We start from the raw sequence: 14,160 nt of genomic DNA on the forward strand, positions 1-14,160 counted from the left end.
CTTTAAAGTGATTCAATAAGTTGATCTATGGACTTGAAAATTTTTATGGGCTCCTTAGGTTTTAATTCTCCTATTTCTTGGATCTGATGTCCGAGGACAAACAATTGGGAGGTTGGGGATTTTTTCAGGACCTTGAGGAATTTATTAAAATAATCCCCCATATCATCTTTTGTAGGAGCAACGGTAAAATAAGAAACAAAGCGTATGTTGGTATAATATTTTAACAGATCTTCCAAGCTTTCGATGGGCATGGTCTGTCCCAAGTATATGGTTTTGTACCCTTTTAAAGCCAATTGATAGTTAATGTACAAAAGACCTAATTCATGAATTTCGTTTTCTGGCAAAAACAGGACATACACTTCGTCTTTTCTGGAAGGTGTCTCAAACTGGAGCATCTCGGTGTGGATGTATATTTTCTGTTTGATCAGGTTCGAGATAAAATGTTCGTGGGCCGGACTGATCGTATTGGTCTGCCATAACAACCCGAGCTCGTTGAGCAGTGGTATAAAAACCTCGTTGAAAATTTGGGTAAAAGACTTTTCTTCCATTAGACCGTTGTAGGTTTTTAGGAAGAGTGACTGATCAAAATTGAGCATAGCCAACTTAAAAGAATTTATGGAGTGGCTTTTCTCGCTATTTTTAGCTATGATTTCGTTGACCAAAGATGGTATGTTTTGGTCCCCTAACTTGGCGATTTTGGAAATTTTGTACCCATTATTGTACAGTAAGGTTACATTCAAGAGCTTTTGTAAGCTTTCCAAGTTGTAGGTGCGAATATTTGTATCTGTTCTTTCCGGACTGAACAAATTGTATCTTTTTTCCCAAATCCTTATAGTGTGGGCCTTGATTCCGGATAGGTTTTCCATATCCCGAATGCTGAAAGATGTTTTTACATTGTTCATTGTTTGAGTTTAAACGTTAAACAAATTTACGATTAAAAAAATGTTGTCCTAGTTTTTTATCATAAATTTTAGAATCCACTTCGGTAATATCAGGCTTTTGGGAAAAAGTTTCAGGATTTTTCAGGAAAGGTTGATAAACAAAAAAACCGCAAGTTATTGCGGTTTTTTTCTGTGCCCACGACTGGAGTCGAACCAGCACGTCCTTTCGAACACTACCCCCTCAAGGTAGCGTGTCTACCAATTCCACCACGTGGGCCTTTGGAATTTTAAGTGTGCAAATATAATTTTTTTGTCCAAAAGGACAGGAATTTAAGAGCTTTTTATAATGGTTGTTTTAATCTGATAACCACTTTACCTGCTTTGGACAAAAATCATTGAGGTCAATAAAAATGTTTTAAGAATCTTTATTGTCAATGTAGATTATTGTTTGTCTGTGCCCCCCAAGGCTGATGTTTTCAATGGGGGGTACGGGAACATGGATATGTTCAGCAAGATGTTGAGCCTCTAAAAGAGGGGTCAGTGCTTGATGTTCTGAGTTTTTGTTCCTGATTCCAATTAAATCATAGGGTTATGCCATGTCTCTTTCCTTCATGAAGGTGCTCTTTAAGCTTTTCCGATCGATTTTTCCCGTATCCCCTTTGGGAATTGAATCTATAAAATGTATTTCTGTGGGCACTTTGAATTTGGCAAGGTTTTTCATGCAATAGTCACGAATTTCTTCTGAACTGATTTCTTTTCCTTTTACGATCAATGCAGCACCACATTCCCCCCATTTTTCATGGGGAATTCCGAAAACAACAGCTTCATTTATGGCTTCATGCTGAAGCAGTACGCGTTCAACTTCGACTGGGTACACATTTTCACCACCACTGATATACATGTGTTTTTTTCGGTCCACTATATATAGGAACCCTTCTTGGTCCATCAGGGCAACATCCCCTGTTTTAAACCATCCCTCCGACCTACTGTTTGCCGTGGCCTTGGGATTTTTCCAATATCCAGGGGTTACCATGGATCCCGATATCCATAGTTCTCCCGGGGCGTTCGGGGGTTGGTCGTTTCCATGGTCGTCCACGATCCGAACTTGGACATAAAAGTTGGGTTTGCCAATGGAGCCTTGTTTTCTTTCGGCTTCCTTTTGATGGAGCGATGTCAGGTTTGGGCCCACTTCGGTCAAACCGTAACCTTGGCGAATAGGGGCATTTTTGTCGTGATATTTTCTGATCAAAGGTGTTGGCATACTTTCTCCCCCAACAATGATATAGTTGAGAAAGCTGATATCCGTTGATTCAAACTCCGGAAGCTCGGCGATCATCTTTAACATGGTGGGGACACCCATAAAAAGGTCGAGCTTTTCGGAGACAATGGACTTTAATATTTTTTCTGCATCAAACTTTTTGAACATGATTATGGTTCCGCCATGGTGCAAAACCGGTGTCAGGAGTACGTTCCAACCTCCTGTATGGAAAAGGGGCATGCAGTTGAGGGTTTTGGTGGTACTGCTTATTGTCAAGCTAAGTGCGGTATTGATACTGTTCCAAAAAAGCATTTTATGCGTGTACAACGTTCCTTTTGGAAAACCGGTGGTGCCACTTGTGTACAGGATAAAAATGGAGTCTTCTTCATTTACCTCTTCCTCGTATTCGGGACTTTCATCATCAATAAAATGGATAAAAGGGGCAATGGGTTCATAGGTGGCCTCATATTTTAACCCATGGATATTGTAGGATCCTTCACTGTACAATACCAGGGAACATTCGGAATCCCCAAGTAGATATTCCACTTCAGCATGGGCGAGGCGGTAATTGATGGGGACGAGAATTATCCCCATTTTTTGTGCGGCACCAAAAAGTAGTACCTGGGTAAGGTCGTTTTCAGCAATGATAGCAATTCTGTCCCCTTTTTTTAACTGGTACTTATCCTTTAGATAGTATGAAATACTATTGGATGCATTGTTTATTTGGCGGTATGTAAGTGTCGTGCCTGATTCAGCATCTTTTAAGGCAATTTTGTTAGGGGTGTAACCCGCCCATTTTTTGAACCAATCAAAAGTGTTGATCATAATACGTTAAAGTTACAGTATAAAAGCATTTGCGGCAAAGGCCAATCCGCCTCCGGAACCGATGAAAAACAATGTGTCCCCTTCTTTTATGCGTTCGTTTTCCCAAGCTTTGTGCAAGGCCATGGGAATACATGCCGACCCGGTATAGCCATAGTGGTGCATAACGGTATAGGCTTTGTCTTCTTGGGCCCCCAATATTTTTAGTGTTTCCCTAATGGCATTTATATTGATCTGTGTGATCAGGAATTGGTCCACTTCCCTTATGTCGATCTTCATTTGTTCGGCCAATTGTTTGGCCAACATGCTCCACATTTGGGGATTTAGCTCGGGCGGAAATTTCTTTACAAACTTTAAGCGATGGTTCTTGTGTTCGATAACCTCATGGTCTATCGGGGTTTTGGTCCCTCCGGCATAAATACCCATCCAATCGGCATATTCTCCTTTGGAGATCAATTTGCCCGCTTGGTGCCCTTTGTTTTTCTCCTCGGTAGCGGTCAAGATGACCGCTCCTGCACCATCAGCAAAGAGCGTAACGGTCTTTTTGTCTTTTTTGTCCAAATATTTGCTCATTCCGTAGGCACCAATGACCATGATTTTGTCCAGCCCGCCACTTTTGATGTAGTGTGCCGCAGTTTCCGTAGCGGTCACGAACCCTGCGCAGGCTGCGTTCAGATCGAACGTCCCTGCGTTTACGGCTCCGATTCGATGCTGCACCACTGCTGCTGTCGAGGGGGATATATATTCCGGGGTATCGGTCGCGATGATGAGCAGATTCAGGTCGGAGGCCTTTAGACCTGCATTTTGCAATGCTGCATTCGCCGCTTTTTCACAAAGGTCGGCGGTGGATTCATTTTCCCTGCACCATCTTCGTTCAAAAATCTCTACATTTTCCCTTAACCAGGTATCTACATCCTCGCCCAATAACCCATTGAAATAAGCATTGGTGTATATGTCCTCGGGAACATACATTCCCGAGGATACAATTTTTGCATTTTTCATTTATGCTTTGGTTGTTTTGTTAATCCAAATTCAATTTTGCTTCCAGTACGTACAGGCCACCGGTCGGGGGAGCTGCGGTAAATTCCCTCATTTCCGTATTGAACAGATTGGTGGCCGCAAACGAAAGCGTAAAGTTTTTATTAAAGTGATAGCCGAAGTTGAGGTCGAAGGTCACGAAGCCTCCCAAAGGCCCATAGTTGTAGGAATCCGTGCTTTTTGAGTCCTCAACAATCGGGGTTCCCCTGTACGTATAGCCCGGCAAAGTTTCTGATGCTATCTGGTAGCTGGAGAAATAGTTGTACTCCTCTACCCATCGACTAAATGCCGAAGCAAAGAATTTTTCTCCGTTGTAGTTTAGTCCAGCACCGATTTTATTGGTTGGGGAGTTGATCAAAAAGTCCAAAAAGTTGACTTCACCATCATTGTTGAAGTCATTGTCCATGTCATTTTCATCAAATGAGTAATCAAAATAGGAATAGTTGGCGGTTACGTTCCATTTTGGTGAAATGCTATAGGTCAAAGCTAGATCGGCACCGTAGGTGTTGACTTGTCCAAAGTTGATGTAGGTGGCCACCAATCCATTGTAAATGGCATACCCGGACTGTACTTCCTCAATGGGGGTGTCCCCTCTATGTGTGGCCACTCCTATTACAGTGACCGGACTTAGAAAGTCTTTGTTGACATTGTAATAGGCATTAAAATCTCCGTAGAGTTTTGGGGATAAAGATCCGCGATACCCTATTTCGTAGGTATCAACTTTTTCCACGCCCTGTGCCGGAATTACGGTTCCATCGGTCAATGTGAAACCGTCGGAGTTGCCCAGAATCAATCCGGAGAATAAATCTCCATACATGTTAAGAATGGTGGGGGCGGCAATACCCTGACCATAGGTAAAACGCAAGGTTCCTTTGTCAAACTCTTTGAGGACCCCAAATTTGGGGACCACATTGGTCCCGTAGATTTCATGATTGTCTATACGTGTGGCGGCAATACCCCGGAACCCGCCCCCGAATTCATAGTCCAAATGGAGATATCCACCCAGTTGGGCAACGTCTATATAATCGTCCTCATCCTCATCAAGGAGATAAGAGCCATGACTGTTGGCCTTGTCCAATTGCCATTGAAGCCCTGTCACCAGGTCCAAACGATCGTCGAAAAGCGAGTTTGAGTACTGAATTTCGGCGTTCCACCTTTTGGAATCGTCGATAAAACGGGCCCCACTTTCGTATGAAAATTCGCCAGAGGCCTCTTCTTCGGACAGGCCGGCGTCGATACCGCGATAGTACTGTTTGGTCCTGTCATCAATCGAGTAGGTGTCGTCGGTCTTACTGGTGGTGTAGTATACCTGGGCAAAGAAATTCCTGGTGTTGAAACGAAGTTGTCCAAAACTTATCCTCCAGTCAATGATTTGATTCCTGCCCACATTGGTAGGGGAAAGGTAGGTGCTGTTGCTATGCCCATAGGTGGCAATGAGGTCCGTACCTTCGGATGGTGAATAGTAGGCACTGGCCTCGGTCTTTAAGAACTTGACATCGTTGTCCAGGTCATATTCGGGGTATCCCTCGGTGACACCGTCCAAGTCCCGGTCGATGTAAACGGAGTCCGCATATATGAATTCCGTGGCCTTGGTGTATTCCCCAGTGGCCTTGAACGCCCATTTGTCACTAAGTTTTTTGGCTATCCGCAATCTTCCGGAATAGTATCCGTTCCCGTCGCTGTTCACGCCCAGGTTCGTGGCGACGGTAATGCCTTCCGATCTTCTGGGGTCCTTTGTAATGGTATTGAGCAGGCCATTATGGGCATTTGGCCCATAGAGGGTGGCGTTGGGTCCCAAGACCACCTCGATCTGCTCAATGTCCTCCTTTATCGTTGTGGTCAGTGGCCCCATGGGAAGTCCGGTGGCAATCAAACTGGATATACGACCATCCGCCACTTGTAGGTTTTTGGAGTTAAAGTTGGAATTGAATCCTCTAATGTTGAAAGCGGGGGTGGCAATACCCGCCCTGAAATAGTCTATCCCTTTTTTTCTTGCCAATAGTTCCGCTGGGTTCCCTGCGTATTCATTTATCTGCCTTGGGGAGATGGTCACTACGGTTGCGGGTGAGCTTGTGATTTTTTCAGCTTTTTTTGATCCGGAAACAATGACCACTTCATCCAGGCTCATACTTGCTTGGAGGGTTACATCGAGGGTCGCCCCCGAAGCGTCCAAGGTAATGGGCCTGGCCACTGGGGAATACCCGATATAGGAAAACTGGATGATGTGTTTCCCTTCCTTTAATAGGAGCTCATAGTTTCCGTTGGCGTCGGTGGTCGTCCCAACGCTGATCTCGGCTACATAAACGCTCGCGCCCTCAAGGGGGTTGCCCTCTTCATCGGTAACGGTACCGCTTACAGCAACTTCTTGGGCCAACATTCCTGTCATGCCCATGAACAATACCAATAGTGTCTGTAATAGTTTCATTGTTTGTTTAAGTTTAGTTAATTAATTATTTGTGTGCTTCTTTGAATTCGTTCGTTAGTTCAATAACATGCTGTGCTTGGTCCCAAATGATAAAATGTCCCGCTTTGTCGATGATCGTATTGGGGATGTTCGGATAATCCTTGTTGAGCTTTTCCATAAGTTGTTCTATGGTCAGGTCAGGATGCAAGATCCTATTTGGGATCAATAGGTCGTTCCTTCCAAAAAGAACCAAGGTTGGTACTTCAATGGCCCCAAGATGGTTATATACCGGACTTGAAAGCATTGCGTTGATACTTGCCGCGATGGTGGAACAATATTGTTTGTAAGCTTCAGGGTCACCTTTTATTTTGAGGCGATCTTGGTACATGAATTCTGCATCTTGGGGAAGCTGGTTTCCATAAAAGTTGATATTGAAGTTTTGACGGATTTGTTCATCCGTCAAGTTGAGGTACAGGGATTCGGTGGCGACCGTGTCAAACCATTTGCGATCTTCCATGGAAAACCGTTCTATGCCGGCTGGAGAGAATAGAATCAGGTTTTTTAGCCATTTTGGGTTTTTTAGGGCCAACGTAATTGCGATTTGCCCACCCATGGAGTGTCCCATCAAAACAACTTTGTCCAATCCGAGTTCTTCCACAAACCCGTTGACAATGGTAGCGTAGTTTTCCATGGAAATAGGTTGGTCGCCCATTGGTGTTTTGCCATATCCGGGAAGGTCCAATGCATAGGCTTCAACATGTTCCGGTAAGTTTGATAGGATTTTGGTATAGGCTTTGGAATAACTTCCCAATCCGTGGACCATGACCCATTTTGTTGTTCCATGGCCCGTGTGTAGGTAATGCACTTCCATATCCTGTTCCTGCAATTTTACTTTCTTGGATGTTATTTCCTGTCCCATACCCGATTGAGTGAATAAAATGACAATGATGGCCGGAACCACTTGCCAGAATTGTTTTGTGATTGTTTTAAGCGCTGGCATACTCTAGTGTTTTTTGTTTCATGGGTTTGATGGCGTAAATCACAAGTCCTGTAACGGTCGATAGTATCAAAGCAATTGCGGATGCAATTGCAGGGTTTTTGACCGTCATTCCCTCCATATAGGGGGTCAGTTCCAGATAGTATACGCTAAAGTGTGTGATGATGGCCACGAGTGAAGCGACAATTGGGATCCATTTGTTTTGTGTTTTTGTGAAAATGCCAAAGAAAACGGGAACGAACGCAGCCGAGAAAAAAGCGTACACCCCGTTCTGGGCGAAGATGCCCACACTTAGGCTTGGGTTCACCAATTGATCATAGGACAATAGGATGGCAACAATGCCCACAATGACCGTCAATATCTTGTTTATTTTCATTGGGGCGGCATCCAGCTTCGCCATCTTGGTCAACGGCATGATAAAATCGTTGGTTATTGTGGTGGGGATCGATTGGATGAGTCCTTCCAGTGTGGAAAGTCCTGCCGCCAAAAGGCCAAGGATGACCACAATGCCCACATAGACCGGGAACCGATGGAGCACGTATGCGGAAACAATACCGTCCATATTAAGGGCGGTCCCGTTGAACATAAGGTCGGGAAAGCTCAATCTGGCGTATATCCCGACAAATACTACCGAAAAAAACAGAATCAATATCAAAACGGTATAGAGCAGGAACTTGTTTACCTGTGCGTCTTTTTTGATCAACAGGGACTTGGTCAGGATATGGGGTTGGCAGACAATGGCTATCCCAACTATGGCATTACAGATGACCACCTCGAAGAAATCCCTGAACAAGGGACTTTTTTCGTTGAATGTCTGTGTGAGCGCTGGGTCTATTTCGTTCAATCGGTTTATGAAGCTTTCATCCCCTGTTTTGAACAGTAAAAATGCTCCAGAACCCAAAAGTAGGACGGCCACCACGATCATTAAACTGGCCTGTACCGAGTTGGTATAGACCATGGTGTTGGCGCCCCCAATCATCATATAGGTGAATACCACGGCAACGATGATGATTAAGATGGTGAGTTCGTCGACATCCAAAGCTTTGGAAACCACTTTGGTCATCCCTACGCAGATCAGCACAATAAATGTGACCAATAGCATGCTCAAAATCCCAAAAAGGATTTTTAAAAACTGGGAGTTATAACGTTTGCCCACCCAATCTGCAATGGATATGGACTTGACATTCATGCCATATTTTCGGAATCGCTTAATGAATATGATCAACGCGGCATAAATGGCAAAGGGCATTACAACACCAAAAGCTATAAAGGCACTAAGGCCATAAAGGGCTATAAAACCTGGATTTATTATAAATGTGGCCGCACTTGTAATGGAGGCTGCCAGGGACAATGCGACCGATAACGATGAAAACGACTTGTTCCCTACGGCATAGACCTCTAAACTATCTGAAGATACCCTTGACTTGTAAACCAAATAAAACAAAATGGACATAAATCCAAGAAGAACAATAAGGGTAGTTATTTGATAGTTGTTGGTCATAATTTAGATGTGCTAAATATGTTTGTTATAATATGTGTAATCAATAAAAATGCTGATTCAATAATGCGAAATCCGCATTTAAATATTATTTTTTTTCTTGATAAAGAATCTATTATTTATTAAAATAATGGTGTGGACTTTTTTGATTAAAATTGAATGATAATGATGTTTTTAAGGGTATATGAACATTTTTAAATGATTATTGAGGGTATTTAAATATAGTTTTATATCAAAGTCAATATTTATTATTTTGTCATAAATAACTGATAAATAAATATATATGATTTAAATATATAAAAAGTCAATAGGTAAAAAGATAAATTTATTATATTGTGGACAATCATTTAGTACTAGCTTTATCCAAAATTCAAATCAAATGGAGCGATTAAAAAATAAGGTGACCATCATAACAGGTGGTGCCAAAGGAATTGGAAAAGCTACGGTTAAAAAATTTTTGGAAGAAGGTGCAACAGTGGTTTGTTGGGACATTGATTCAAAGGCAGGAAACGATCTGCTCAATCTTTTTAAGGATAAACCATTGGATTTTCAGGAGGTGAACACAGTAAATAGGGATACTGTGGATGCTGCTGTTTCCGAAGTAATGCAAAAACATGGCCATATTGATGTACTTATCAATAATGCCGGTATCACCAGGGATGCGACTTTGAAAAAAATGACCCCCGAACAATGGAAATCTGTTATCGATGTTAACCTAACCGGTGTTTTTAATTGCACCCAGGCCATTTCAGAACATATGGTGGCACAGGGAAGTGGTAAGATCATAAGTGCAGCATCGATTGTGGGGCTCTATGGAAATTTTGGACAGACCAACTATGTGGCAACCAAATCTGGGGTCATTGGGATGACCAAGGTCTGGGCCCGTGAACTTGGAAGAAAAGGAATTTGTGTAAATGCGGTTGCTCCTGGGTTCATTGCCACTGAAATGGTCGGTACCATTCCGGAAAAAGTGATTCAAAATCTTGAAGAAAAAACACCATTGGGAAGAATGGGTACCCCGGAGGACATTGCAAATGCATATTTGTTTTTGGCCTCGGACGAAGCCAACTTCATCAATGGAACGGTACTTAGCGTGGATGGCGGACTGGTGATGTGATCAACGCCCTATCGTTGGGGTCCGTATTTCAAGTGTAATTGTTTTTAAAAAGAGAATAATACATGAAGCTTAAAAAATTTAAAGCTTATACGGACTCCCTATTGCCCCATGAGGTAATATTGCTCAATAGTGTTAAACAATTTCAGGATCAAGACCGGGAGAATATTTTCAATACCGTATACCACAATGTGTGCAGTGGTAAACCACCCAAGGAATACAATCCAAGAATTGATAAGCGAAAGTATTCCCACTTGATGAACTGGATGGAATCCAAACTGGACGGATTCTGCACCGATCGGTATTATGAGCGTCTCAATTATTTTGATATTCGTATCAAAACGGACACCATTTCTTCGGAAGAGGAGAAAGAGTTGCTCCAGTTGATAAAACACTACCGTCCCCACCATTTTCATTTTATACGGTTTTATGAGGTGGTCAAGAATTACCTTATGTTTCTCTTGGTAAGGGTGAGGCTCAACGACTACGAACTCATACATACCTTTGTTCACGATTACCACGATGATTACGCCAGGTGCAAAGAGGTCAGCAACAGGATGACCCAGGCCACTGTGGATATAGTTACGGATTACCATAACCTTAAAATTTCTCAAAATTCCCTCAAGTGGGTATCTTGGCTTACCCGTTTATGGTCGGATCAAGGACTGGATGGTTATAATAAGTACCAGACCCTTATTCTAATGAGTTACGTGGCCCTGCTAAAGGAAGATACCCTGGAAGAGGTGCTGGGCCATTATGAAGAATTGGAACCCAAATTGGAAGATGGATCCTACTATTCCAAGAAACTGCTCCTCAATTATTATGGCAACAAACAGCTCATATTAATGAAGATGGACCATTATGATCTAGCGCTGTATTATGGAAAACTGTCGATAACTGAGCAGAGTAACGACTATATTATGTACCTCAACAATTACTCCTTCAACCTTTCCAAATTGGGAAGGGCAAAAGAGGCACTCAACCTTTTGATAGAAGCCCGTCCGTTTGCCAGACAGATGTCCAATAAATATAATCGAACACTATTTATTTCATCATTGATGAAAAGTTACAATGACAATGGCCAGTACCAAAATGCGAAAAGGTATGCCGAAAATCGTTTGGACATGTACGAAAAGGATATTTTGGAGCACAATTGGAACAAATTCTTCAGAACCTATATGGAGACCTTGGTTCATTTGGAGGAGTTTAAACAAATACAAAAGACCATCAGGAAATATGGCCTTAAAGATCGGGAATCGCAATTTGTGAAGAATTATGTTTCCTTTAGCTATTTCAAATGGTATCTGGCGCTCGCCCATCACAAGGAGGGAAATATCACGGAGGCAAAGTTCTTGAGTGGCATTCGCAAGGATATCGATCGGTTAAAGAACACCTATCAAATAGATCCTTCGGAAAGAGTGATCGGTTTATTGGAGTTTTCCATAAAAAGACCCATCTATTGACCTTTAAAAGCTGAATTAGATCCCGTAGTTTTGCACCGTATTTCATTCAATTGGAAACTATGGACAAAGACCTCGGTCGCTTATTGTACAACTATCTTCTAAAAACTGGCATGGTAGAAGGTTTGGCCACTTATCTCAATTTGATATTGCTTCTGTTGGGTGTTCTGGTCGTAGTGTTAATATTGGATCTGCTTATTTGGAAGACACTTCGCGCCATATCCGTTCGGGTAGCCCGTAAGTCGAAGAACAATTTCGATAATTTTCTGGTGACACACCGAGTTCCCAGGTATGTAGCGCACATAGTTCCCTTTGTAATATTTCTAGAGTTTATTCCTGTTGCATTCGTGGACTTTCCTTATGCACAGGGTATAGCCATGAAAACCACAAAGATTTTCTTTGTTCTGCTAATTCTTTTGATTTTCAGAAAGTTTTTCAAAAGTGTGAACGGTTATCTAAAAACACGGCCCAGGTTTAAGGACAAGCCTATTGATAGCTACGTACAGGTATTTATGATCTTTGCCTGGATAATCGGAATACTTACCATTTTTGCCATAGTTACGGAAACAACGGTGTGGAAGTTTTTTACAGCGTTGGGGGCGGCCTCTGCGGTAATTCTACTCATATTTAAAGATTCCATTCTTGGTCTTGTGGCAAGTATTCAGGTTACCATAAACGATATGGTCCGCATTGGGGATTGGATCACATTCGAAAAATATGGTGCCGATGGTGATGTGATCGAGATAAGCTTGGCCACGGTAAAGGTCCAGAATTTTGATATGACCATTACCACCATTCCAACATATGCATTGATCTCCGATTCATTTAAAAATTGGCGGGGCATGCAGGTCTCGGGCGGAAGAAGAATAAAAAGATCTTTGTTGATCCGACAGAAAAGTATCCGTTTTTTAACACCCGCGGAAATAGAATCACTTAAGAAAATACACTTGGTCGAGGCATATATCACCTCAAGGAACGATCAGATCAATTCTTATAACGAAGCCAATCAGATCAATAAAGATCTGTTGGTGAACGGCAGGAACATGACCAATTTTGGTCTTTTCAGAAAATATGTTTCCAATTATTTGGAAAATCATTCCGCCATCAACAAGAAAATGACATTGATGGTAAGACAATTGCAACCGACCCCGCAGGGAATCCCTCTGGAAATCTATGCATTTAGTTCTGATAAAAGATGGGAAAACTATGAATACGTGCTGGCCGATATTTTTGACCATTTATTGGCGGCATTGCCCTATTTTTCTTTGGAACTTTTTGAATATCCCGTTTCCAAAAATGTGGTCGATTTTAGCGATGACACTTTGAATGCCTAGCTTTACGTTATTGCGGCTGCAAGGGCAATTTGGACCATGTCCCCGAATGTGGTTTCGCGATCCTTGGCCGGAAGACGTTCACCTGTTACCAAGGAGTCGGAAATGGTAAGGACTGTTAGCGCCTTAATATTGTATTTGGCGGCGATGGTGTACAAACCTGCCGTTTCCATTTCCACGCAAAGTACACCATATTGGGCCCATAACTTGTATTCCTCAGGATCATCGCCGTAGAACTCGTCCGACGATAGCACATTTCCTGCTTTTATGTTGATATTGTTTTCCCTGGCGTAGTTCACGGCCTTTATAAAAAGGTCAAAATCGGCTGTGGGCGAATAATCCGAATTTATAAACCTAGAGTTGTTCATGCCAGAAGTGGTGGATGCGGCCATCGCGAGGACCACGTCGTTTAGTTTTACATCTTTTTGATACGATCCTGCCGAACCTACACGGATTATATTTTTTACGTCATAATCATTGATGAGTTCATGAAAATAGATCATGGCCGAGGGCATTCCCATTCCACTGCCTTGTACCGAAACCCGATTTCCTTTATAAGTTCCGGTGTAGCCCAACATGCCCCGAATCTTGTTATAGCAAACGGGATTTTCCAGAAAGGTCTCTGCAATCCATTTGGCTCGTAATGGATCACCGGGCATTAAAACGGTTTCGGCAATTTCACCAGGTTTGGCTTCTATGTGAGTGCTCATTGAATACTTATTTTATTAAATCGGGCCCAGAGGATGTGCCAATTCTGGAAACTCCTAGCTCAATATATTTTTTTGCGGTTGCTTGATCTTTTACTCCGCCAGATGCTTTTATTTTTAGTTCGTCACCGACTATCCTCTTCATCAGTACAACATCATCATAAGTAGCTCCTCCCGTTCCAAAACCAGTGGAAGTCTTTACAAAATCGGCTCTGGCATCCTTGGCTAAAGAGCACGCTTCCTCCTTTTCGGCATCGGTAAGGTAGCAAGTTTCTATAATCACTTTCAATACGGTTTCCCCTATGGCTTCTTTTATGGCCTTGATTTCTTCACGAACTGCATCGAACATGCCCGATTTTAACCAACCAATATTGATCACCATATCAATTTCGTCCGCACCATGGTCTATGCAGTCCATTGCTTCAAATATTTTGGCTTTGGTGGACATGGCGCCAAGTGGAAATCCGATTACCGCAGCAAGTTTTACTGGTGATTCCTTTATTGCTTTCTTGGCAACCGCAACATTACAGCCATTTACACAAACGGCATAAAAATGATGTTTTATGGCCTCATTACATAATTTTTGGATATCCGAAACGGTGGCCGTGGGTTTTAAATTGGTATGGTCTATAAAATCGGCTAATTCCATA

11 protein-coding genes and 1 tRNA gene are annotated in these 14,160 nt (G+C 42.5%); 3 read left to right on the plus strand and 9 right to left on the minus strand.

Translation table 11 applies throughout. The features are described from left to right. Positions 1-2: 2 nt before the first annotated feature. From ABTP35_RS11855 to ABTP35_RS11885, 7 genes are all read right to left on the minus strand, one after another. Positions 3-902: a MerR family transcriptional regulator gene (locus ABTP35_RS11855; protein WP_252080168.1), complete on the minus strand. Its 900-nt coding sequence runs from the start codon at positions 900-902 to the stop codon at positions 3-5. A gap of 172 nt (positions 903-1,074) precedes the next feature. Beyond that, positions 1,075-1,158, minus strand: a tRNA-Leu gene (locus ABTP35_RS11860). A 312-nt stretch (positions 1,159-1,470) separates the two neighbouring features. Beyond that, positions 1,471-2,964 (minus strand): class I adenylate-forming enzyme family protein, encoded by a 1,494-nt coding sequence (locus ABTP35_RS11865; protein WP_375334212.1) that lies wholly within the window; start codon positions 2,962-2,964, stop codon positions 1,471-1,473. 12 nt (positions 2,965-2,976) lie between these two features. After that, on the minus strand, positions 2,977-3,963 hold the full coding sequence (locus tag ABTP35_RS11870; RefSeq protein WP_375334213.1) for a 3-oxoacyl-ACP synthase III family protein: 987 nt from the start codon (positions 3,961-3,963) through the stop codon (positions 2,977-2,979). 19 nt (positions 3,964-3,982) lie between these two features. Then, positions 3,983-6,424, minus strand: a complete 2,442-nt coding sequence (locus tag ABTP35_RS11875) for a TonB-dependent receptor domain-containing protein (RefSeq protein WP_375334214.1) — start codon at positions 6,422-6,424, stop codon at positions 3,983-3,985. Between the two features lie 25 nt (positions 6,425-6,449). Further along, positions 6,450-7,403 (minus strand): alpha/beta fold hydrolase, encoded by a 954-nt coding sequence (locus tag ABTP35_RS11880; RefSeq protein WP_375334215.1) that lies wholly within the window; start codon positions 7,401-7,403, stop codon positions 6,450-6,452. Then, the gene (locus ABTP35_RS11885) at positions 7,390-8,901 is read right to left on the minus strand and encodes a sodium:solute symporter (protein WP_375334216.1); all 1,512 of its coding nucleotides are present in this window, start codon (positions 8,899-8,901) and stop codon (positions 7,390-7,392) included. Before ABTP35_RS11885 ends, ABTP35_RS11880 begins: the two co-directional genes overlap by 14 nt. A 376-nt stretch (positions 8,902-9,277) precedes the next feature. Between ABTP35_RS11885 and ABTP35_RS11890 the strand changes: the two genes are divergently transcribed. From ABTP35_RS11890 to ABTP35_RS11900, 3 genes are all read left to right on the plus strand, one after another. After that, positions 9,278-10,015: a beta-ketoacyl-ACP reductase gene (locus ABTP35_RS11890; RefSeq protein ID WP_375334217.1), complete on the plus strand. Its 738-nt coding sequence runs from the start codon at positions 9,278-9,280 to the stop codon at positions 10,013-10,015. Between the two features lie 62 nt (positions 10,016-10,077). Next, positions 10,078-11,475, plus strand: a complete 1,398-nt coding sequence (locus tag ABTP35_RS11895) for a hypothetical protein (protein WP_375334218.1) — start codon at positions 10,078-10,080, stop codon at positions 11,473-11,475. 59 nt (positions 11,476-11,534) lie between these two features. Beyond that, the gene (locus tag ABTP35_RS11900) at positions 11,535-12,806 is read left to right on the plus strand and encodes a mechanosensitive ion channel family protein (RefSeq protein WP_375334219.1); all 1,272 of its coding nucleotides are present in this window, start codon (positions 11,535-11,537) and stop codon (positions 12,804-12,806) included. A 2-nt stretch (positions 12,807-12,808) separates the two neighbouring features. Here ABTP35_RS11900 and deoD read toward each other — a convergent pair whose 3' ends face one another. Continuing rightward, positions 12,809-13,513 carry a purine-nucleoside phosphorylase gene (gene deoD, locus ABTP35_RS11905; protein WP_293296137.1) on the minus strand — a complete coding sequence of 235 codons (705 nt, stop codon included), beginning with the start codon at positions 13,511-13,513 and terminating at the stop codon, positions 12,809-12,811. 7 nt (positions 13,514-13,520) lie between these two features. After that, on the minus strand, positions 13,521-14,159 hold the full coding sequence (gene deoC, locus ABTP35_RS11910) for a deoxyribose-phosphate aldolase (protein WP_375334220.1): 639 nt from the start codon (positions 14,157-14,159) through the stop codon (positions 13,521-13,523). Between the last annotated feature and the right edge of the window lies 1 nt (position 14,160).

This window comes from Flagellimonas alginilytica, from assembly GCF_042134605.1.
Lineage (GTDB): Bacteria > Bacteroidota > Bacteroidia > Flavobacteriales > Flavobacteriaceae > Flagellimonas > Flagellimonas alginolytica.

What these genes read in the sequence shown, in the direction of transcription:
- ABTP35_RS11855 (WP_252080168.1), bottom strand. Translation starts at nt 902, where the DNA reads ATGAACAATGTAAAAACATCTTTCAGCATTCGGGATATGGAAAACCTA.
- ABTP35_RS11865 (WP_375334212.1), bottom strand. Translation starts at nt 2,964, where the DNA reads ATGATCAACACTTTTGATTGGTTCAAAAAATGGGCGGGTTACACCCCT.
- ABTP35_RS11870 (WP_375334213.1), bottom strand. Translation starts at nt 3,963, where the DNA reads ATGAAAAATGCAAAAATTGTATCCTCGGGAATGTATGTTCCCGAGGAC.
- ABTP35_RS11875 (WP_375334214.1), bottom strand. Translation starts at nt 6,424, where the DNA reads ATGAAACTATTACAGACACTATTGGTATTGTTCATGGGCATGACAGGA.
- ABTP35_RS11880 (WP_375334215.1), bottom strand. Translation starts at nt 7,403, where the DNA reads ATGCCAGCGCTTAAAACAATCACAAAACAATTCTGGCAAGTGGTTCCG.
- ABTP35_RS11885 (WP_375334216.1), bottom strand. Translation starts at nt 8,901, where the DNA reads ATGACCAACAACTATCAAATAACTACCCTTATTGTTCTTCTTGGATTT.
- ABTP35_RS11890 (WP_375334217.1), top strand. Translation starts at nt 9,278, where the DNA reads ATGGAGCGATTAAAAAATAAGGTGACCATCATAACAGGTGGTGCCAAA.
- ABTP35_RS11895 (WP_375334218.1), top strand. Translation starts at nt 10,078, where the DNA reads ATGAAGCTTAAAAAATTTAAAGCTTATACGGACTCCCTATTGCCCCAT.
- ABTP35_RS11900 (WP_375334219.1), top strand. Translation starts at nt 11,535, where the DNA reads ATGGACAAAGACCTCGGTCGCTTATTGTACAACTATCTTCTAAAAACT.
- deoD (WP_293296137.1), bottom strand. Translation starts at nt 13,513, where the DNA reads ATGAGCACTCACATAGAAGCCAAACCTGGTGAAATTGCCGAAACCGTT.
- deoC (WP_375334220.1), bottom strand. Translation starts at nt 14,159, where the DNA reads ATGGAATTAGCCGATTTTATAGACCATACCAATTTAAAACCCACGGCC.